This window comes from Fuerstiella marisgermanici (assembly GCF_001983935.1).
Classification (GTDB): Bacteria; Planctomycetota; Planctomycetia; order Planctomycetales; family Planctomycetaceae; genus Fuerstiella; species Fuerstiella marisgermanici.
On sequence record NZ_CP017641.1, the window covers coordinates 1,950,734 to 1,973,025 of the forward strand.

Genomic DNA, 22,292 nt, shown 5'->3' on the forward strand with positions numbered 1-22,292 from the left:
CGACGAGTCGTCGCTTCGTTGATCTCGATTTAGCGGCAAGCCGGCAACCAGTGACCAAACTTCAGCCCGCGACTGCCGAACGTGGGCCGGCGACTATCACGGTTGATCGAGGACGCTGCGGATTTGTTGCTGGAGATCTGCGATCAGGAATGGCTTCTGAAGAAAAGCCGTGCGAGTTGTTTCGATCGTTTGGTGGATCTGTTCGTCGTCGCTGTAGCCGGACATAAACAACACGCCGATATCCGGCCTTCGCTCAGTCAATTTCTCTGCCAGTTCGCGACCGGACATCAGCGGCATGATTAGGTCGGTCAGCAACAGGTCGATGCGGGTTTTCGCATTGGTCGCGACTTCCAACGCATGTTCACCATTGACCGCTTCAAGAACCTTGTACCCACACCGTTCGAGTGCCATCTTCGTCATACGGCGGACGGGGTGTTCGTCTTCAACCAAAAGGACGGTTTCACCGCCGCGGTCAGAACTGGCTGGTTCCAACAGGCTGACCGGCGCAGCGGTCGCATCAGTCACGGGAAGGTCAACGCAACCGACTGCATTGCTGCTGCCATCATTCTCTATACTGATCCGGCCATGGTATTGCTGCACAATCCCATAAACTGCGGCGAGTCCCAGACCGGTTCCTTCAGTTTGTTTGTCCGACGAGAAGAACGGGCCGAATACATGCTGGCCCACGTCGGGGGCAACACTTGGGCCACCGGCTGTCACCGTAATTCTCACATAACGTTGCTCTGCCCCATCCGGGACTACTTCAGTGGTTGTTGACACCACGAGTTGGCCAGCCGAAGGCAGCGCATCTCGGGCATTGGCGATAAGACTTATGACCAGTTGTTCTAGCTGGCTGCGGTCTGCTTTGACGGAGCCAACCTTCGGGTCAAGGTGACTGCACAGGTCGACACTCGATCCAAACAGGTGCCGTACTAACGGCTCAAGGTCACGAATCACATCGTTTAAGCGAAGCACTTCCGGAGGCGGTGTCTGCTTTCGCCTGAACGTTACGATCTGATGCGCCAATGCGGCAGCGCGATTGCCAGCATCGTGAATTTGCTTCGCTACGTCTTTTTGCCCCGGAGAGCTTTCTGCGCTGTTCAGCAGAAAGTCACTAAACCCAATGATGACTGTCATGAGGTTGTTGAAGTCATGAGCGATCACACCCGCGAGTCGTCCAGTGGCTTCCAGTTTTTGAGCCTCTCGCAGATCTTCTTCCATCTGACGCCGCTGCGTGACGTCACGAAAGATGAGTACGCTGCCTGTGACGCGGCCCTTTGCATCCCGAACCGAAGACGCGTGGTTCTCGATGAATCGTTCAGTTCCGTCGTCACAGATCAGAAGGCCGCCGTCGGACAGCGGCGTACTCTCGCCAGTACGCAACGTTAACAAAGCGGGATTGGTTACCGGCTGGCGGGCTTCGGCAGATACAGGTTGGAAAACTTCGCGCAGCGCACAACCGACAGCGTCTTTCTGGTTCCAACCAGTGAGCTCTTCTGCCACAAGGTTCATCGAACGGATAATTCCCTGATCGTCCGTCGCGATCACGCCGTCGCCGATACTGTTAAGCGTCGTCGTGAGCCACGCCTGGTGCTCTCGCATTCGCGCCTCACAACTGTGGCGGTGTCGAACAATTTCGATGGCTGTTTGCAGATCATGGTCTGTGTAAGGCCGTGACACATAACTGAAAGGTGCACTGATCTCGGCACACTCCAGCGCTGCATCGTCCGGATCGGCGGTCAGGTAAACCACAGGGATGTCCGCGTCCCGACGAATCAACTCCGCCGCTTCCATGCCATCAATGCCACCTTCGAGATGAATATTCATCAGGATGATGCCGGGCTCTGTTTTCAATGCCATCCGAACAGCATCGTCACCGGACGTCGCCAGTCCCGCGATGCTGTATCCCAGTGCTTTCAGGCGTTCTGCGATTCCTGTGGCATGAGTCGTGTTATCTTCAACAACCAGAATGGAAATTGCAGGCTCAGCTTCTGCGCTCACGAACATGAATCTCCTGGTTGGTCTCTGGATTGATGCCTGCAAGCCGAATCACGTTACTCGTACCGAAGTCCAGCGATTTCGACATTGTCGGCCGTATGCCGCACCAGCCTATTCGCCAATCGAGCCTTTAAGCGGTCGATTGTTTAGAAAGTTTACAATCCCCGGCATTCTCACGCCATCCTCGGCCTCGGTCATCCCACGATAGCACGGAGAATGATTGCCTGTCTTCCGACAGGTCCGCCGTGCAGACGCGAAGTAAAGGGCTACTAATGTGAAGTCATACCAGCGGTATTGCGAAGTCTTAATTTTTGATCTGATCGGAATCGGGGCCAGATGAGCGGCCCCACATGTTTGTAACCTCTTGCAGCTGCTCCAGAGAAAATGGTTTTGGAAGGCTGCCCTTGAAGCCGTACGCCTTGCAATCGGCCATCACCGGATCTTCTGCGTAGCCGCTGGCGCATAGCACGCACGCATCCGGATTCAGCAGCAAAATGTGCTGCACTGCTTCCTTGCCGCCCATGCTGCCGGGGATCGTTAGGTCCATGATGACTACGTCAAATGGAGCTTCGTTGCGGAGCGATTCCCAGTACGCCGTAATCGCCTGGTCGGCGTTGCAGACAGTTCGGACTTCACACCCCATTCCTTCAAGCATTTGCGTTGTCACGGTTCTTACCGTGGGCTCGTCATCCATGACCAGAACTCGAGGCGGCCGCTCTTTCAGCTGTGGCTTGAGTTGCGTTGAAGTCTTCTCTGCAGCAACTTTTTTCGCAGCGGGAAGATGAACGGTAAACGTCGTGCCTTCCCCCATTTTTGAAGTGACGCCAATGTGTCCGTTGTGGCGGTCAACGATGGAATGGCATGTCGCCAAACCCAACCCGTGTCCCTGCGACTTTGTGGTGAAATAAGGAGCAAAAATGCGGTCCAGGATATCCGTCGGGATTCCTGTCCCTCCATCATGGAATTCGATTTTCACGTAACGCCCGGATTTCAGGTGAGGATGCTGGCCGTCGCTAAGTTCCACGTTCTGCAGTGAGATCGAAAGCTTTCCTCCTGTCGACATCGCCTGTCTCGCGTTGATCGCCAGATTGGAAAACACCTGTTGTAGCTGCCCGACGTCGCCGGATACGTTCCACAAGTCTTCGGGAACCTGCAAAGCAATCTCGACATTGCTGCCGGACAGGTCGAAGGCAGTCACCTCGCGAATCATTGGAGCGAGATTCACGACCTCCATGATTGGGGCGCCGCCCTTGGAAAACGTCAGCAGTTGCTGCGTCAGTCGTTTCGCACGCTCCATCGAATGCTCGGCTTCCGCCAGGAATTCGGCGGCGGGGTTATTTTCCGGCAGCACAGTTCGCGCTAGCGAGACGTGCCCGAAAATACCTGTCAACACGTTGTTGAAGTCGTGAGCAATTCCCCCGGCCAGCGTTCCCAGACTTTCGAGGTGCGCCAATCGTTGCAGCTCTTCTTCGGCATGTTTCCGGTCAGTGACGTCGAAAACGATTGTGTGTAGTAACTGCTGTTCACCGACCTGTACAGGCCCGGTGGAAATCTGCACATCGCGGACTTCCCCGGAAGCCTTTCGATGTTGAAATTCGAAAGTCGCGTTTTCGCCGGCTCGGGCCTGTCGCAAACGTTCGCGGACGCCGCTTTCGTTTAACGTGTTGATATCCCAGATGTGCAGCCTGGACAGTTCATCGGAGGTATAGCCGTAGAAACGACTCGCCGCAGAATTGGCTTCGACGATTCTCCCGGTGTCAGGGTCGATCAGCAGTTTTACGGCGCTGCTGTTTTCGAAGATGTCACGGTAGCGAGTTTCGCTCTCACGCAGCCGCTGTTCCGTTTCTTTACGCGACGTGATGTCCTGATGGATTCCGGAAATCAGCAGCGGTCGCCCGTCGGGATCGCGTTCCACAACTTTGCCGCGATCGAAGACCCAGATCCACGATCCGTTGCGGTGCTTCATTTGAACTTCGTGTTCGTAGTGATCGCGTTTTCCGCTGAAGCATTCGCGCAGCAAGCGTCGAGCGTCTTCGATGCTGTCGGGATGGTACAGCGCCATCCATGTGTCTTCGTCGAATGAGGGGGCTTCTGTCGGAGGGTATCCCAAAATGGCTTCCCACCTTTCGCCAAAGGTGAGTCGTCCGGTGGCAACGTACCATTGCCAATCGCCTACGCGGGTACCAGCCAAAACTTCGGCCAGTCGAAGGCGTTCTGCCTTCAGCTGTTCTTCTGCCACGCGCCGTTCGGTGATGTCCTGAAACGTCCCTCGCAGTCGAATCGTTCTTCCGTTTTCGACGATCGGAGTGCAAATGCTGCGAGTATATCTGGCATTGCCTTTGGCGGTCGTTAAACGCAGCTGCAAATCGTATGGCTGGCCGAAGGCGAAGGCTTTGCTAATGGCTGTAGACAAAGTTGTTCGGTCATCCGGATGGAAAAAACGAAGAGCGTCCTCCAGCGGCGGCGTGCCATCAGCAGGCAATTCGTGAATGCGGAAGGTTTCTTTGGTCCAGGTCACCTCGCCAGTGCGTGCGTCCAGTTCCCAGCCGCCGACCTTGGCCATTTGAGCCGTCGCTTCGAGCAGTTCTTCAGACCGCCATTGAACGGTCGCACGATTCACCGGCTGCAGCACCAACAACAACTGCTGCTGTGATTCACCGTCGGCTGGGACGATTCCGCTTAGGCTTGATACTTCGAAACTGCCACCGCATTCGCTGGAGACGATCAGGCGGTCAGCGACAAAATCCGCCGCAGTCACGCGTTCGCTCAAGTAACGACTGAGATGCGAACCTACGCCAGGGTATGTTAAGACGGCGTCCAGCGTCCGATCGACCGGTTCGCCATCAAACAGCGTCGTGTTTTTACGTGATGCGCCGTTCGCAAACACGATGCGTCCGTGCGTGCTTACCACAATGGCGGGTGCCTGAATGGCATCGATTAGCGAAAATTGGCTATGGGAAGAGCTTCCCATGATTTACTCCGGCAGATCCGCTCCGATGACGGGGACTTTAAGCTAGTGGCAGACCTCTTGTAGCGACAACGGCACCCATTGTTAAGCACCTTTACTACTGCGTAGGTCAATATGTCTTCCTTAGACACGTCGACGACATTTACCAACAAAGTTATCGAATTCCGGCCCCCGCCTCGCAGGAATTTACGACGAATTCGGCTTTAACGGTGCATCCCAAACTACCGGGAATTTATTGGATCGACGTCCACAGCCATCTCGACGCTGTCCGGCAGCTTTAACTTTCCTTCCACCCGCTGCCACAGCAGCTTGACGCGTTCATGCGACGGCGCCGCAATCTGAAGATGGAAGCGGTAATAGCCGCGCAGGCGGGTGATCGGTGCGGGAGCGGCCCCCAGAATTCTGGCTTCGGGGTCAAGATCCTTCGCGACCGTTCGCAATTTGTTCGCAACCTCGCGAGCGGTTTCGCAAACCTGCGGCTCCGACATGCCTCGAAAGATGACTCGCGTGACAGTGCTAAACGGCGGAGCACCCGTTTCTTTGCGCTGTTGCAGTTCATGGTAGGCGAAGCCCATGAAGTCGTGTTTTGATGCATACTTAATCGACGGTGCGTCGGCATTGGTAGTCTGCACGAGTACTCGACCGCCGCGACTGCTGCGGCCGGTTCGACCGGCGACCTGAGCGATCAATTGAAACGTTCGTTCCGACGCGCGCATGTCTGGCTGATTTAGCATACTGTCGGCATCGATGACACCAACCAGCGTGACGTTGGGAAAGTCTAACCCTTTGGCAATCATCTGAGTGCCCAGCAGGATTTCCACCTCGCCGTGCCGAAACTTCTCCAACGCTTCATCGTGGCTGCCGGGCTTCCTCATCGAATCGCTGTCCATCCGCAGCACTCTTGCTGCGGGAAACGCGGCGGCGACTTCTGCTTCCAGTTTCTGAGTTCCCGTGCCGAAGTATCGCACGGCTGCGCTTTCACACGTGGGACATTTTTCTGGAGCCGGGATGCTGTAGTCGCAACTGTGGCACACGGCTTCCGCTCGATCGCGATGCCACGTTAGCGTGATGTCGCAGTCGGGACACTTCACACCCGTACCGCAACTGCGACACCAAACCGTCGGCGAATAACCGCGCAGGTTCAGAAACAGAATGACCTGTCCCTTCTCATTTAACGCACGACCAATGGATGTGAAGAGGGCTCGCCCCAGCGACGAACCTTTGCCAATGCGTGGATCGTTGCGAGTGTCGACAACCACAACCGGCGGCAGAGGCAATTCGGCAACTCGATCAGGCATCGACAACAGCGTGTCCTGCCGCCTAGTCGCTCGCAGCCATGATTCGAGCGTAGGCGTGGCCGATCCCAGCAACAATGGAACACGTTCCTGCATGCAGCGATAACGCGCGACTTCACGCGCATGATATCGTGGTGTGGAATCCTGCTTAAAAGTCGGTTCGTGTTCTTCGTCGATTACAATCAGGCCCAGGTTTGGCGTTGGCGCGAAGACGGCGCTGCGAGCGCCCACCACCACTTCAATTTGTCCCTGAGCAATCTGCTGCCATTGCCAGTGCCGTTCGGAATCCGTCATGTGACTGTGCAGCACGGCGACCGATTTAAAGCGGCAGCGAAAGCGTCGAATCGTTTGCGGCGTCAGACTGATCTCCGGTACCAGCACAATTGCCTGCCGGCCGTAACTAACGATCTCACGGATCGACCGAATATAAACCTCCGTCTTGCCGCTGCCGGTCACGCCGTGCAAAAGCATCGTGCTGTGTTCACCTGATCGAACGGCAGACAGAATCTTGTCCAGGGTTTGCTGCTGCTGTGAGTTCAGAATCAGGTCTTCCGTTTGAACGGCATCTTCCAGCATCTCGCCGCTCACTTCCGACCGAATTCGCAGCGCCGTGACGATCCCCTTTTTGCGCAAAGCGGTAATCGGTCCGGGGCCACATTCGGCGAGTTCGCACAGCCGAGTTGCCGCGACTGGTTCGGTGAATTCTCGTAGCACATCGACGACAGTTTGCTGCTTCTTGGGAAGCTTGCCTGCTTCAATCAGCTGATCGGCTTTGCTCGAAAGTTCAAACGACTGAACCAGGCGTGTTCCGCTTTTCCGGCGAACGCCGGCTGGAATCACGCTGTCCAAAACCTGTCCCCAGCCACACAGATAGCGTTCGCCGATCCAGTGAGTCAGCTTCAGCATCACGTCGTTCAACAACGGCTCGCTGTCCAGCACTTCGTGGATTGGCTTCAGTTTGCGAATCGCGCTTTCGGCCTGGCGTACGTTCACGCAGTACCCGACGACGGTACGATTGCCCCGCCCCAACGGCGCTTTGACTCGCATACCGGCTTTCAGCAGTTCGCGAAATTCGTCCGGAATGCTGTATGTGTACGGCTTTTCGAGCGGCAGGTTGAAGACAACTTCCGCTACCTGCAAATCTTCCGCTGCCGCCTGCTCCCATTCCGGCAGGTCGGCGAATTCGAATAGGCCCTGCTGGTCGCTCACGCCTAGAACCTCGCCTGCCGCTGATACAGGTACTCCGTCAGCGCTTTATCAAACGGCATGCTGGTATCCAGCGGTACATAATCGATACCAAGTGCGAAACACTCGCTGCGGTAGCGTTCTCGCAGATCGTTTAATGCCGAAATGTAATCCGAACGAATCCCCGCCGCGTCCACGATTTGATGGTCGCTGGATTCCGGTTCGATCAGGTCCACACTGCCCGAAAATGGAAACGTGACTTCGGCTTCGTCCAACACGTGAAACAAAATGATGTCGTGGCCGGAATACCTCAGCATGCGCAGGCTGTCGATCACATCATCGGGGTCGGTCAGCAGGTCCGACATCAGCATCAGCAGCCCCCGATGACGAATCATCGATGCAACCTGTTTCAGATTGTCGGAAATATTTGTGTCGCCGGATGGTTTGCTCTGCTGCAACACCGCAAGAATGTTCGCCAGTTGCGAACGTCGGCTGCGAGCAGGCAGCGATTGGCGGAGCTTGTCGTCGAACGTGATCAGCCCAACCGGATCCTGCTGATGAATCATCATGTAACTGATGGCCGCCGCCAGACAGACGCAATAGTCGAACTTGGTTAGGTCTTGCCGATACGTGTACGCCATGCTGCGAGACATGTCCATCAGCACGTAGCCGGTGATGTTGGTTTCGGCTTGGTACTTTTTGACGTAGATGCGATCAGTGCGAGCGAACACCTGCCAGTCGATGTCTTTGGGATCGTCGCCCGGGTTGTAGCGCCGGTGCTCGCTGAATTCGACGCTGAAGCCGTGGAATGGGCTGGCATGCAGACCGGACAGAAATCCTTCCACAATAAACTTCGCGCGCAGGTCAAGCCGAGCGATGTTTTGGATGACTTCGGGTTTGAGATATTGTTCGGCTGAGGACATGCGGGCGGCTAGCGGCGACTCGTTTGAATGTAGCCGCTGACTTTGACTTTAATGCGGCCGAGGCAACGAGTTCCTTCAGGAACGTTGACCTTCAGGAATAGGGTCCCGCCTTTTTTCGGCGTGTGTTCGAGTTGCGATTTGACAGGAAACGGCTTGCCCGGTTTGCCATCAGTCACGATCACGCCCAGCAGACACCCGAGTGGTGCTCCGGGAAGATAATCTTTGGATTCCTTATCCGGCTTCAGACCATCAACTGTCACGGTGGCGTTGAATGTCATTTTGAATTCGCCGGACGATTGAATGCGAAACGGCTTGTCTTCAGAAACCTCGCCAATCGATTCCCATGGCTTCTTTGTGTCCAGATCGAATTCGTTGGCATTTTCATCCATCAGTTCCTCGTTGATCTGCTTAATCTGATCGCCGAGTCCCTCCAGACGCGGATTAAGTTCCTTCAGTCGCCTCAACATAGCCATCGACTTTTCTTTGTCGCCCTGGTTGTAGAGTTTCATTGCGACGTCTTTGTATTCGGAGACCAAGGCGTCTTCCGCCTTGGAAAGCCGCATTTCGAGCTCCCGATCCGTCAGCACATCCTCTTTTTCCTGCCGACTGCGCGAAGACTGAGCGTCTGCAACGGCCTGCAGCACTAGACAACAGGCACACACAACGACTGTGGCTCGGATATACTCGATGATGGATTTCATGGTGAATGCCTCAGCACTGCTTTCGATGTTCGAGGTGTGTTAGCAGTTTAGCCGCTAGAGTAGGCGTCGGAAAGTGGGCGTTGAAAACCGCTGGAACAGGTCGGCAATGGCAGGAACTTCGGAAACGCGGCGCGGTATCCCGTGTTTCTGATTGCAGTTGTCATCAGCGACGCGGATAATTGACAGGTAGACCGGACAAAACGGTGCCACCACTCAAATTGAAGGAACGCATGAAATGACACGTATATTCTGCACGGCAGCACTGTCATGCGTGTTGCTGCTGGCGGGTCGAAGTGATTCGGCGAACGCTCAGGTTTTCAACAACTCGCGCCAGCGAGCGTCCTCCAACAGCAGTTCAAGGACGGTGACAGGGGCGATTTCCAACGGCCGCAGCGGTGCTCCGTCGAGCAGCCGAGTGACCGTGCCAGGAATGGTGCGGAACGGTCGCAGTGCGAAGCCCGTGTATTCCAACAGTCGCTACGGATCGTTCGATCGCGGTCGCTCACAGTCTGGATTCGGCAGCCGGGAATATTCTCGGTATCCGGGCCGGATTCAATATTCCGACTACGGTCGTGGGAACCACCGCGGCCACGGCCATCATCATGGCGACTACCACCGACATCAGGGAGGCCTGCATCCGTATGATGCCGCTCGCAGTTATGCGGGACTGTCACTTCAGTATTCGGTGGGACCATTCCGGACCGCACCATGGTCGACGGGATGGGGCGCCGGCATCGGCTATCCAACCATTTTAGCCCCGCCCATCGTTGTGCCGTTTGGCGGGTCATCGCTGGCGACATACGGCGTGTATGATCGAACGTTTGGCCCCACGCTGGATCAACGAAGCTTCCCGGATATCGCGCCGCCATCGCCGGGCCAGTATCTGCCGCCCGCACCATTGCCGGGTGGTGTTTTGCCGAACGCGATTCCGCCAAGCCAACATGACAACGCAATGTCAGAAGTCCTTCCTCCCGACCAACAGCCACTGATCAATGAATTTCCGACAGAGCGAGTCGTTGCTGCAGAGGTTGCAGCGGTCGATCGGATTCGCAGTCTGCGATACCAAACAACCGGCGACAATTCGTTTGTGCGGGGTGACTATGCCGACGCAGCAGCGTTCTACGAAACAGCCGCCGACACGGCACCGATGAGGCAGGCACCGTGGCTACGGCTGACGTGGGCGAACATCACACAGCGCCAATTTAAGGATGCCGCAATCAATCTGAAGAAGGCTTTATTGCTGCAGGATGACCCAACGAAAGCATGGGTGACCGGTCGCGAATTGTATGGAAAACACTTCGACCTGAAGTCCGTCGAGCATGATGAAGAACTATGGCGCTGGTTGGAAGAACGTCCCAATTCCACAGACCGGCTGCTCCTGACGGCCGCGTTTCAAAGGTTACGGGGCCGTAGCAGCGTCGGCAAAGAGTTACAGGACGCCGCAATTCGTCTGGGTGTGGACCAATCTCTTGTCGATGCCATGACGCGAATGTCTGCTGCCGCCGATGACGCTCGCCAGCGCGAACGAAAACCATTGCCGCCCGCCAACGGCATCGATCCGGTCGAGGCCGCTGCTGAATCGGGTTCGGCCAAGCCAGAAATGTTCGACGACGGCATACGTCTGCGTGGTCGAGACGAAATTCAACCGGAAGCCGAACCGGACTTCGGAGTTGGATTACCGGAACCGCTGGAAGAAAATGAACCGGTTCCGTTCGATCTGACGATCCCGTAGCGGCACACTCACGCCGCGACGTGCAGGGCCAGTTCTTCCGCATTCACCGCCACGATTGCGATACCAAATCGGTCGGCCACGCGAGTGACTTCGTCCGGATCGATAATGATTGTTGCGCCAGCTTCAATCGCGAGAACTCGCCCGCCGGATTCGTGCATCGTCTTGACGGTTTCGACGCCCACGGAAGGTACGTCAAAACGCATGTCCTGCTGCGGCTTTGCGACCTTTACAACCGTGAATCCGCCGCGGCGGCACAGTTCGCCCGCGCGACGAATGCAGCTGTCGGTGCCTTCGATGGCTTCGACGGCAATCACAGAGGTGTCGTTGACGACCACCGACTGGCCCACGTCCAGCCGTCCCATTTCGCGAGCCATTTCCCAGCCTAACTGGATGTCTCGCCATTGAGCGGCCGTGGGTTTTCGAGACGTCAGGAATCCGTGCTTCACAAATAACTCCGGGGCGTATTCAAGTGCAGCATCGAACTGAAAACCGTCGCGTTCGAATTCGCGAATCACGGCCCGCAAAATCGTGTCGTCCTTGTCATTCTTCTTCATGTATCGGAACCACATCCGAATCGTTCGCCAGTCCGGCATCAGCCGCAACCAGCGAAAGGGATGAAACAGAATCGTTGTTTCGATCTTACCCGCCATCACAATCCGTTCGACGCCCGCGCGGCGAAACAGTCGAATGGCTTTATTAATTCTGGCCAGTTGAGTGTACCGAAACCGGTCACACACCGTTTCGAGTTCCTCCGATGCCATTCCAGCAACGCCGAGGCCATACACGGTGTGACCGGCCGCATGGGCCGCGTGAGCGAACTCAACCGGAAACCGGCCACCGCCAGCGAGCAAGCCCAGACAAGTTGGTTTCATCGCCTTCACCGGCGCGCAGCGTTCGCGCGGGAAGGGCAGAATATCCTGATGTATGTACGGTTCATCCATCGCAGCCGTCGCAGAAACGTAACCGATATCGGGAGCACGAAGCGACTCGCAGCACAGTCATGCGGCTCTTCGGATCTCGCCAGCATCATCGCTCCTGCCGGTCGATGTGGAATTTGCTAATGCAGACACCAGAGTCGCCACTTGCCCCTGCAGCTCAGCAATCTGCTTTTCCATCTGCTTTACGGTGGAACGCATTTCCGGCAACCGCTTTAGCGCCATCTGTTCGCGAGCATGCAGGGTGGCACTTCGAGCGGGAATGCCCAAATAAGCTTTGTCGCCTGGCATATCCCGATGAACCCCGGTCTTCGCCCCAATGACCGCTCGATCACCCAGGTGAACGTGGTCAGCGATGCCCGCCTGTCCGGCACACACAACGTACGAACCTGTGGAACTCGATCCAGCGATGCCGGTTTGTCCAATAATCAGGTTGTGCTTGCCGATTTGGCAGTTGTGAGCAATCATCACAAGGTTATCGATCCGAGTGCCTTCAGCAATCGTCGTTTCGCCGACCTTCGCACGGTCGATGGTCGTGCAGGCCCCGATTTCAACGTCGTCCGCAATGCGGACGATGCCGAGATGCGGCAACAGTTCATGCCGACCATCGACAAGGCGATAGCCAAACCCAGCGGCACCGATGACGGCTTGAGCCAGAATCTTCACGCGACTGCCGACAACGGTGTCCGGATACAACACCGCATGAGCATCAATCGCGGTATCGTCGCCGATCGTGCAGCCGTCGCCAATGACAGCGCCGGGGCCGATGTCACAGTTGTCGCCGATTTCGACGTAGTCACCGATCACGGCCAACGGATGAATATTCGTTTTGGAACCAATCACGGCCGTGTCCGCGACAATGGCCTTCGGTGAGATCCCGATGTTGGCACGTGGGCGAGCCGGAATAAGGCGCTCGGCGATCTTCAGGAATGCCACTTCGGGCTGATCGACCGGGATGAAAGTCACGCCTTCAAACGCAGCGAATCGCTCGCGACAGTCATTCGGCGCGATGACGACACGAGCCTCACAGGTCGCGGCTCGCTTCAAATTCTTTTCGCACCCGACGAACGCCACATCTGTTTCGGCAGCCCGCTCGATGACGTTAAAGCCACGCACACCACGGGTGCCGTCACCGATAACGTCAGTCCCCAAAATCTCAGCAATCTGAGTTGCTGTAAGCTCGTTGCGTTCGCGTGTGGTTGCCATCCTAGCCTCCTTGCTTTGATGTTTCTGCCACAGAATGTTCGTCGCCGAATCGCTGGCTGTGTCCCAGATCAAACTCGGGTTCGAAAAATCATCTCTGTTCCCTGTTGAAGAAAACCGCTCCGGATTTCTTTCCGCAGTCAGAACTGTACTGAATTTTCTATTCCGGCTGCAAGACGAACCAGTTCACGATCATTGTTCGCGAGGCGACGCCGGACTCATACTTAATGTTTCGGCTAGTTCGCTCGCGGCGTTTGAGTTCGATTTTGCAGATCAGGTAATCTTTAAGGCTTGCCGCGTTTATTAAGAATGCCGAATCATCGAATCCTGTGGTTTTCTCGCTAGAATCCGGCCAGCCACACATTTGCGGTCGAATGTGCGGCTTAGAATTCCTGCTGCAAACGCGGTCGCCGCCGATTGAATCGGAACTGGACCACGATCTTCATCCTGTGACACAACCTTCGCATGTCTGTAGCACCGCAAGAAGAAATGCTGGATGACGCAACCAATTCGGTTGGCGTTGTGCGGACCCAATATGCGACGCTGTTCGAATCACCCACGCCACTCACCCTCCAGGGTGGTGCGACGCTAAGCCCCGTGACTGTCGCGTACGAAACCTACGGACAACTTAACGAAAAGAAGGACAACGCAGTTTTCATTTGTCACGCATTGACCGGCGACGCGCATGCGGCCGGGTTGCATGGCAATGAAGGCGAGAAACCTGGTTGGTGGGACGGATTCATTGGCCCGGGCAAGGGCATCGATACCAACCAGTATTTTGTTATCTGCGCGAATGTGTTGGGCGGGTGCCAGGGTACGACTGGTCCCGGAACGATTAACCCCGCCACCGGCGAACGATTTTGCGAATCGTTTCCCTTTCTAACTGTCGGTGACATCGTCACGGTGCATTCCGAATTGGTCCGACATCTGGGTATCGAACGTCTGCTGGCGGTCGTCGGCGGAAGTCTGGGTGGAATGCAGGTTCTGGACTGGTCTGTCAGATTCCCCGACCAGGTCCTGGGCAGCGTGGTTCTGGCGTCGGCTCCGAAGCTGGCGGCTCAGGGGATCGCCTTCAACGCGGTGGGGCGGCGAGCCATCACGGCAGATCCGGGCTTCGAAGGCGGGCGATATTACAACTCCGAGGGCCCACGCTACGGATTGGCACTGGCTCGCATGGTGGCTCATATCACCTACCTGTCGGAAGATTCTATCGAGTTGAAATTCGGGCGACGCCTGCAGGACAGTGATCGCTTTGCGTTTGATATGCAGAAGGAAACGGAGTTTCAAATTGAAAGCTATCTGCATTATCAGGGAAAACGCTTCGTCCAGCGGTTCGATGCGAACAGCTATCTGTATCTAACGCGAGCAATGGATTACTTCGATCTGTCAGACGGCCACGAAAGCCTCGCCGCCGCATTCCAGGACGTGCAAAGTCGCTTTCTGGTCGCGTCGTACGACACCGACTGGCTGTTCCCGACTAGCCAAAGTTGCGAACTAGTTTCGGCACTGCTGGAAGTGGGCAAGCACGTTTCGTACGTCGAATTAAAATGCCCATTCGGCCACGATTCTTTCCTGATCGATCTAGGCCCTCTCACGGATCTTGTCGGACCGTTTCTGCAGCAAACGCAGTTAGCCAATAGTGTGTCGCAGCTCAACAATTCTGCCGGTGGCGGAATCTGAGACACCGTGTTTTACCGGATCAATTCTGCAGGCTGTAAACCATACTTAGCACCATGAAAACGTTCGAAACACGGAAGCAATTCTGAGGCCTTCCGTAAGCTCTGTGATCAAGCCTTCAAGAACCGCCAGACACCCAGTCAGCACCAGAATCAGAAAACGGTGGAGTCAGTAAACTCGCATGTCCGATTCGCGTTACCATCTTCCCGATCCGTCGGTCCAACTTGTCGACGATCTCATTATGCGGCACATTGATCGCGACAGCCGAGTCATCGACCTTGGCTGCGGCGATGGCCGTTTGATGCAACGGTTGAACCAGGAAATGGGGTGCCACGTCGTCGGAATTGATGTCGAACCGGCGAACATCACCGCCGTCATTCGCCGCGGATTGCCGGTGGTAGCCGCGGATTTGAATCAGGGCCTGAAAGACATTCCGTCCAACTCGTTCGACTTCGCTGTGTTAAGCCAGACATTGCAGCAGGTACAGCATCCGAAGCAGCTGCTGCAGGAAATGCTGCGAGTCGCCAATCGTGGTTTGGTGGTCGTGCCGAATTTCGGGCACTGGCGCGTTCGCTGGGAAGTATTGCTTCGTGGCCGCACCCCGATTACGGATAAGCTGCCGTACGAATGGCACGAAACCCCCAACGTGCACTTTATGTCCATGCGAGACTTCCATGAATTGATGCAGAGCATCGGTCTGCACGTGGTGAAGGAACGCCCAATCATTCGAGGCCGCTCGGTCGACCGTGCCTGGGCAGCCAACATTCGCGCAGACAGCGCATTCTACCTGCTCGAACGCACCACGTAGCCGCTCGTAGATTTCCGTGGATCCGAGTTGGCACATCCCCAAGGGCGACTGCCCAGACCATCGTCGCCGGTTTGCACTGCAGCGGGTGTACGCAAACGGGCGTTCGATGCGTATCCGCCGCTGAACTCCCGCACATTCCGCCGATAGCAGTCTGTCACAGCGCTCAAAACGCCAAACGAGCCGATCCGAACGCCGCTTGTCTCGTTGAAAACGCAGCGTTTTTGCAGCTCGTCTTGACGCGTTTTGCAAATCACGGTTACCGTCCGCTGGTATTCTGATCAACACAATGTCTTAGCTGACCTGTGTGAACATCATGTTGTCCGGGTTTCATCACATCTTACGAGTCGCTTTGGGGTTGACCGTTCTTGCGACGGTTGCCGCCGATGAGCTTCCGCTGCGCGAGTCCTCGCGAGTCGAAGACGACCTGCTGGTACTCACAAACGGACGCGTTGTTTCAGGCCGATTGATGCCGCGGCCCGGTGGTTATGACGTGCTACAGCCCGTTGGAAGGATGTTCGTTCCCAGCCAGCAGGTCCGCTTCAAAGCCACCGATCTGCTGGACGCCCATCAAAAAATGCGAGATTCTGTTCAGGAACTCACACCAGAAACGCATCTTGAACTTGCGCGGTGGTGCCTGGCCAATGGACTGAAACAAAAGGCTCGACAGGAGCTACTGGACGCATTGCACCAGGACCCGTATCGAGCCGACGCGAAACGAATGTTGGAAGACATAAAACGCGATGAGCGTCGCGCGGCAGTTTCCACGTCCGCCATCGCCGCCAATTTTGATCCGGCGATGGCGTCGAATCCCGAACTGTTGCCGGAACGCCGTTCGCTGGGCGGCCTGCCCGATGAACTGGCCGCGGAGTTCACTCGTCGCATTCAACCACTGCTTTCCAACAAGTGCGGCAACGCTCGCTGCCACGGAGCGGGGCGCAATGGTTTCGCTGTGGTGCTGGTGCGAGGCCAGTCAACACCCGCTATCGCCGAACAGAATCTGGCCGCTGTACTAAACCAGATCGACTTTGAATCACCGAACCAAAGCCCGTTGCTAAATGCGACTGTTGGGCTGCATGGCGGCAGTCGTAAGCTGCTGTTTCCAGGCCGCGCTGGCGGAGCTCAGGTCGAAGTTATGCGAAACTGGGTCACTGCTGCTGCGTCGTCATTGCGTCAAAATTCGCCCGTGCTTACGGCTCAACACACTGAACAGCAAGACTCGCCCATTCAGCAAACGGCATTCAACAGTTCAAGCAGTCAGCCGATCAATGAAGCAGACACGGCTGAGTCGATGTTGACGGACCGCGATCGTAAATTTCTGAAGGAGGCGGACGAAGCGATTCGTCAGGATGCCTTCGATCCCAATATTTTCAACCAACGCTATCATGGCCCCGGCGCAAAAAGTGCGACGGGACTGACACCCTGAACCAAAACTCGACCGGTTTCGCCGCCCGCATGATGCGATGGCGGCGACCGTGTTTCGATCAACTAAAATCATACAACGTTCATAGCAGAACGTCGCGGAGGGAATCGCGATGAAAGCACTTCTGAAAATCACGGCTTTGGTCGTGCTGGCAACCAGCTTCACAGGTTGTTCACGGTTCCGCGAAAAAATGACGAGGCGCGATTACGCCTTGCTGCGAGATCCGTTTACTGGCCGCGCCGACGAAGCCTCGGCGTCCGTCGCGCCAACCGAGCCATCCATGCAGGCGTCGCCGCTAAGCCAGGCGGGGATCGCTCGAGTGACACCAGCCGGAAAGGCAAAGCTGTCTGACAGTGCGACCGCGAACTACAGCAATGTCGCTTCAGTAGCGCCAGCTGAACCCAAAACAGCAGCGAACACAACCGGCGTCAGTTCGACTAAGTTTCCGGGAGCGCAAGCCAGCAGCATGAACGAATCTGTGGCGACGGCTAAAGTGGATGCCGATCCGTCGGCCGCAGCGAACCCATTTGCTGCCGCGATTGAAGCGGCTTCGCAGCAGACGGCTGCTGGTGCACAAAATTCAGATGTCAATGCAACTGACCAAGCGCCCGACATGGCGGGGCTTGCGAAGTTCATGGAGGACCAGGCCAAAGCGAGCGGGATGACAGACACGGCTAAGAACCTTAGCGAAGATTTGTCTGAATTCGCCGCTCAAAGGAAGAAGGCCTGGGACAGCGAAGTGGCAGCTGTTGAGGAGAAAGCAGCTCCACTCATTCAGTCGGTGCGTCAGGTCAGTCAAACGGTTGAGCAGGTCGCTGGTCAGTCCAACAGCGCCAGCACTGCTGTCACGAATTCCGGTTTCAGTTCAGCCGTGAACGCAACGACGCAGCCGGCTGAGAAAGTTCAGCCGTTTATCACCAACCAGCTGCCGAGTCCTCAGGCTCAACGTCCTGCTATTCGCAAAAGCACTCAGCCACCAATCGGCGATGCGAATCCGTTCGCAGCTATCGAAGCAGCCATGACACCGTCAACAGCGCCATCAAAACAAACCACCCCACCAGCGCCCGTGTTCAGTTCTGCAGTCGCTGCAGATTTTGATGCGAACAATCCATTCAGCGCGTTCGACACGCAGGACGCCGGCACTCGGAATGGTGCGAGCGTTGTCGCGAAGCCGAGTGAGTTCGACTCGTCAAACGGTGAAACCTCCGGAAAAGTCTCCGGCGACACACTGGATGCCGGGTTCAGCTTTGACAGCGGATGGCGACCGTCCACGGCAACTCGACCGTAGGCTTTCTCAAATCCGCTGACCGCGTTCGATGGTCGGAAGTGACCACACCGCGAGGCTTTGCGTGTCGCCCGGGAAGCACTCGATGATGCAGCGAGTGATCATGCGGTCGTCGTCGTGGACTGACGACGCGAGGCCACCAGTCTCAGGGAAGCTGTGACGCAGGCCGGCAAGGATCAGAGTCCAGGCCTGACTGTTTTGAGGGGCAATGCGTTCTCGGTGAAAGCGGTCGCGATAGAATTCGCGGGCGCGCTGTTCGTCGTAAGCGTAGTCCCACAAGGCGTACGAATCCATCAGCCCGCAGCTAAGCAGGTCAGCCCAGCGTTCTGCCGACGTTCGCAGCTTTTCGATTTGCAAAACCTGCTCAGGTTCCAGCGAGGAATCGTTCAGGCATACGCTCAACGCACGATGGCGGACTGTCTGGTGGCTGCGAAACACGTTGTGAGCCAGTGATTCAATCCGCGTTTGACGTCGGTGACGATCACACGCCACCAGCATCACCGTCCATACGCGGTTTAGCAGGTCATTGACCAGAATCTGTTGCGCCAGCGAAAGCGCGGGCGGCTCTTTCGGGCTAAGTCCAAACAGATGCAGAGGGTCGCGAATCGTCACGCCGTGTTCGAGGTCATTCAGGTCACGCATCCAGCGATTAAACCGGTTGCGACTGTGAATGTAGTAATCCCCCAACAATGCGTTCGGGATGTCCTCAGACTTCTCAATCAGCAATCGGCTGTGAGCTGATGCGAGAGCGGCGACTTCGACTAAGTAGGCAAGTTTCACGATGTAAATTCCGGCAGTATGACTTACGACAGCGTGTGCTTCACGCGCAAGGATTTCTTAACGGCAAACCGAATGCCGGAAGTCCGATTTGTGAAACCGCCAACGGAAGCCTCCGGTGCGAAGTGAGATTCAGCAGCAAAAACGCTGACCAACGGCCGATGATGCAGGGGACGTGGAATCCATGTTGCGTTTCGGCAACATGTTCAGCACGTTGTCGGAAAGCATCACACACAATCATTTTGGTGACTTTTGGGCATCCTTCGCGCCAGCCTTCCCGGCCGCTGGCAAGGTCCGCATGCGCGCGTTCCGTATCCAACCTGTACTCTGGAAAGTCGCGAAACCCATCGGTCGGGAAGCGTCGACTTCGAAGCGAACGCCGATCTTATGCCCGGCCGTTTCGACATCCACAATCTTGTGTTTGTCCAACCATGCTTCGATGCGATCGTCGGTCACTCGCAACCGAACTTTGTACCACTTGCCGTTTTCGAAATTCGAATAACTCGTGGTCTCGTTCTCCACGGCATCCATCCCGTCAAGGCTGGACAGACCGCAAACGCCACCTCCCCAACCGCCGCAAATCAGACTGCAGCTGGATTCCTTCACGGGAAACGTAAAGCCGATGAAGAAGTCACTGCCGGCAGCTCGTTGAGCTTCGAACTGCACTTCGTAGTTACTCTTCGGCAGATCTTTGCGGGTCGACGTGATTCCGGACAGCTGGACGCCCTGAGTGATCACGACGTTGCCTTTCTCAAAATACACTTCGCCTTCGCCGCCGAATTCCGTTGACTTCCAACCTGTCAGGTCCTTGCCGTTGAACAGCGGCGACCAGCCATCGGCGTCCGATTTCTTCGCTTTGTCTGACTTCTTAGCAGATGCGTCGTCCGCCTTTCCGTCATCGTTTTTGGCTGTTGCGTTTGCAGCCGGCTCGTCAGCCGGTGAAGTTTTCGTTTGAGCGATCGCAGACGGAAGCGTCGAAACCGCCGCCATGGACAGCACCGCGACGATTGTGGAAAGTCGAGGAAGGCGTGCAAATACCATTATGAATTCTCCGCAGAATGTTGATTCGTTTGTTTCGACCAGTTTACAGAATGCCGTGGTCCGCGAAAGGAAGTTCGAAAAATCACGTCCGTGACGTGCCCGGAAGCTCGAAATGTCGATGCGTCACGCGACTTTGCATAGCGTAAAAAGTTGTGATGTGGGCTAGCGCGGTCAGTCAGGCCAGGTTCGCCGGGCAACCGCCTTTCATCGCATGGGCTTCGTCCAGGCAGCAGCGGTTGCGTATTGCAATTCTGCCGTTGTCGACGGACAATAGGCATCATGAAAAACACCGCACTGTTTACCCTGCTGTTCCTCGTGACCAGCCTTTCCCGATGCTCGACGTCGCTGGCGGAAGATGCCGCCGCGCCGACGATGAACCAAAGCGCATTGACCGGTTTGGTGGCTGCGTTACGGTCGGACGACTTTTCGACTCGGCTGCAGGCCGCAGAAAACCTGAAGGACGTCGACGTCGATCAACTTCAACAGATTGCGGACCTGCCCGAAGGTCAACTGAATGCAGAAGTTGCCGCGCGGCTGTTTGCCGAACTGGACGCTCGGTACATGCAGGATGGCAAAACCAAAAGCGGCGCGGCGTCGGAATTGCTTGAGCGGCTGGCACAGTCTGATCGCCTTCTGTTGGCGGACGGTGCTCAACGAATATTAAACAGACGTTGGCAACGTCGCGTCGAACTAGCCGCCAAGATACTCGAAGAAATGGGGGCGGAATTTCGAGCGGGTTCATTCACCGGGCAGTTGGGCATGCGTTGGGGGCCGGCCGCTTCTCGACCAAACGTGCAGTTGTTTGTCGGCGAAGAATGGACGGGCGGGGATGAGGGCATTTCCGTGATGGAACGCCTGAAAGCGCTCGCGGATCCGGGTTTGCGAGCGTCTGGTCTGGTTGTTTGGCTGCTGGAAGGGCATCCGCTGAACGACGATCAGCGAAGTCGTTTGCGCGATCTTGTGGGCGAAAGCCGCATTAATGAACGTTCGCGCGTTGCGTTGGGAATTCTGGGCGAGCAGGCATTTGCGCCAGGCGTTTTAGTGAGGCATGTTTCCGGCGGCAGTTCGGCGGCCGCTGCCAAATTGCAAATCGGCGACGTTCTGACGGCAATGCTGGACGCAGCTCCACCAGAAGACGTCGAACCGGCTGATATTGACGTCAAGGAACCCGAAAAGCTGAAAGACTTCGACCACCTTGTCGAACGATTGAAGGCCTACCGCAAAGGCGACAAGATCTGGCTGATCGTCGAACGAGGCCGAGTAGTCCCGATGAATAACGGCTTCATCCTGCCTCAGCGATTTCCTCGCCCCGAACCAACGGTGCAGGTAATTGAGGTGACGCTCAAAGGATGGAGCGATTTGGAAGCGAGCCCCAACTAACGGGACTTGTCGCCGCGTTTTCCAAGCCCAAACGACAAACGGCTTCGTCTGCAAAATGCAAACGAAGCCGTCAGATTAAGTGGCTCGCGGAAGTACGTGGGAGGAGAACGAAGTAGCATCTCCGTATAGATATATGCGAGCACGTTACGAATCGATCGATCCGCAGAAAAAATTCACGCTGTGCAAGGCTGCAGGCTACGAATCTTGAACCGGATCGAATAGGCGAATCGCAGAAAATGTGCCGAATTTTCTAAAATTCTCCAACGCCGCGAAATTCACGCGTTTTCGCAGTGAATAAAGGGTGTTTCACAACGAGAACTGATCGTTCTGACCAGCCGCACGACTCAAAATCGCACGCTGCAACCGCTTTCCGTGGCATTTTCAAACACACTTTGCAGCGTAGGCCCACTGGAATAGATATTCGGGCCGGTCACGTATGACAAACGTCGCAACAATTGACGTCGCGGATCTTAGGACCCGTAACCAAACCTGTGTGGCCGCGTTGGGACGACAGTGGTCGAGATGCAAGGAAGAGTGACGAGTCGACAGATGTCGTCGAGGAGCGCTGACGCCGCAGACCGGCTGCTGTCGTCGCAACCCGTCGGGACCCTTGCGTTTACGTCTCAGGCGGCTTCGTTCGTCGTCGACGACATTTGTCGCCTCCTCCTCACTTCTTGCCTGAAACGAAACCAAAAACGTCGCGGCTCACACAGGTTTTTCAGCGGTTCTTAATTCGATCCAGCGCCCTCATCGCGGAGCGCTCCACGACAATGCGCCACTTGCTTGTTCCGGCGTTCCTTAACCGGCCAGGAACCAACCTCAACTGCAGCTTTGGGAGGTCAGAGGTTGCACTTCGAGTCACATTCGCTCGGGCACATGGCTGCGTGCATCAGACACTGGTTCGGGGCTGCAACTGTGCGGTCGAAGATGGGAGCGGTCACCGCGTCACCTGAGCCCCGCACGG

15 protein-coding genes are annotated in these 22,292 nt (G+C 56.2%); 6 read left to right on the forward strand and 9 right to left on the reverse strand.

The features are described from left to right. Positions 1-96: 96 nt before the first annotated feature. From Fuma_RS07350 to Fuma_RS07370, 5 genes are all read right to left on the reverse strand, one after another. A complete protein-coding gene (locus tag Fuma_RS07350) occupies positions 97-2,001 on the reverse strand; it encodes a hybrid sensor histidine kinase/response regulator (protein WP_158520893.1) in 1,905 nt (634 codons plus the stop codon). A 301-nt stretch (positions 2,002-2,302) separates the two neighbouring features. Beyond that, positions 2,303-4,969, reverse strand: coding sequence for a PAS domain-containing hybrid sensor histidine kinase/response regulator (locus Fuma_RS07355; RefSeq protein ID WP_077023556.1), 2,667 nt, complete (start codon positions 4,967-4,969; stop codon positions 2,303-2,305). Between the two features lie 218 nt (positions 4,970-5,187). Continuing rightward, positions 5,188-7,470, reverse strand: a complete 2,283-nt coding sequence (gene priA, locus Fuma_RS07360; RefSeq protein WP_077023557.1) for a replication restart helicase PriA — start codon at positions 7,468-7,470, stop codon at positions 5,188-5,190. Between the two features lie 2 nt (positions 7,471-7,472). Further along, positions 7,473-8,369, reverse strand: coding sequence for a DUF58 domain-containing protein (locus Fuma_RS07365; RefSeq protein ID WP_077023558.1), 897 nt, complete (start codon positions 8,367-8,369; stop codon positions 7,473-7,475). 8 nt (positions 8,370-8,377) lie between these two features. Then, positions 8,378-9,070 carry a hypothetical protein gene (locus Fuma_RS07370; protein ID WP_077023559.1) on the reverse strand — a complete coding sequence of 231 codons (693 nt, stop codon included), beginning with the start codon at positions 9,068-9,070 and terminating at the stop codon, positions 8,378-8,380. Positions 9,071-9,305: 235 nt separating this feature from the next. Between Fuma_RS07370 and Fuma_RS07375 the strand changes: the two genes are divergently transcribed. Beyond that, positions 9,306-10,802, forward strand: a complete 1,497-nt coding sequence (locus Fuma_RS07375) for a tetratricopeptide repeat protein (protein ID WP_077023560.1) — start codon at positions 9,306-9,308, stop codon at positions 10,800-10,802. An 8-nt stretch (positions 10,803-10,810) separates the two neighbouring features. On the opposite strand, the gene Fuma_RS07380 is transcribed toward Fuma_RS07375, so the two are convergent. Then, positions 10,811-11,674, reverse strand: coding sequence for an LpxI family protein (locus Fuma_RS07380; protein WP_077028163.1), 864 nt, complete (start codon positions 11,672-11,674; stop codon positions 10,811-10,813). A 126-nt stretch (positions 11,675-11,800) separates the two neighbouring features. Next, on the reverse strand, positions 11,801-12,943 hold the full coding sequence (gene lpxD, locus Fuma_RS07385; RefSeq protein ID WP_077023561.1) for a UDP-3-O-(3-hydroxymyristoyl)glucosamine N-acyltransferase: 1,143 nt from the start codon (positions 12,941-12,943) through the stop codon (positions 11,801-11,803). A 462-nt stretch (positions 12,944-13,405) separates the two neighbouring features. On the opposite strand from lpxD, the gene metX reads away from it, so the two are divergent. The 4 genes from metX to Fuma_RS07410 all read left to right on the forward strand — a co-directional run bounded on the left by metX (position 13,406) and on the right by Fuma_RS07410 (position 18,133). Next, positions 13,406-14,620 (forward strand): homoserine O-acetyltransferase MetX, encoded by a 1,215-nt coding sequence (gene metX, locus Fuma_RS07395; protein ID WP_077023563.1) that lies wholly within the window; start codon positions 13,406-13,408, stop codon positions 14,618-14,620. A 178-nt stretch (positions 14,621-14,798) separates the two neighbouring features. After that, positions 14,799-15,425 (forward strand): methionine biosynthesis protein MetW, encoded by a 627-nt coding sequence (gene metW / locus Fuma_RS07400; protein WP_077023564.1) that lies wholly within the window; start codon positions 14,799-14,801, stop codon positions 15,423-15,425. 313 nt (positions 15,426-15,738) lie between these two features. Further along, positions 15,739-16,848: a hypothetical protein gene (locus Fuma_RS07405; RefSeq protein WP_077023565.1), complete on the forward strand. Its 1,110-nt coding sequence runs from the start codon at positions 15,739-15,741 to the stop codon at positions 16,846-16,848. Positions 16,849-16,957: 109 nt separating this feature from the next. Next, positions 16,958-18,133 carry a hypothetical protein gene (locus Fuma_RS07410; protein WP_077023566.1) on the forward strand — a complete coding sequence of 392 codons (1,176 nt, stop codon included), beginning with the start codon at positions 16,958-16,960 and terminating at the stop codon, positions 18,131-18,133. A gap of 6 nt (positions 18,134-18,139) precedes the next feature. Here Fuma_RS07410 and Fuma_RS07415 read toward each other — a convergent pair whose 3' ends face one another. Both Fuma_RS07415 and Fuma_RS07420 read right to left on the reverse strand, forming a co-directional pair. Further along, a complete protein-coding gene (locus tag Fuma_RS07415; RefSeq protein ID WP_077023567.1) occupies positions 18,140-18,910 on the reverse strand; it encodes a hypothetical protein in 771 nt (256 codons plus the stop codon). Between the two features lie 234 nt (positions 18,911-19,144). After that, entirely contained in the window at positions 19,145-19,948 is an 804-nt protein-coding gene (locus tag Fuma_RS07420) for a 3-keto-disaccharide hydrolase (RefSeq protein ID WP_083731874.1), read from the reverse strand. 279 nt (positions 19,949-20,227) lie between these two features. Between Fuma_RS07420 and Fuma_RS07425 the strand changes: the two genes are divergently transcribed. Beyond that, positions 20,228-21,328 (forward strand): PDZ domain-containing protein, encoded by a 1,101-nt coding sequence (locus Fuma_RS07425; RefSeq protein ID WP_077023568.1) that lies wholly within the window; start codon positions 20,228-20,230, stop codon positions 21,326-21,328. Positions 21,329-22,292: the final 964 nt, after the last annotated feature.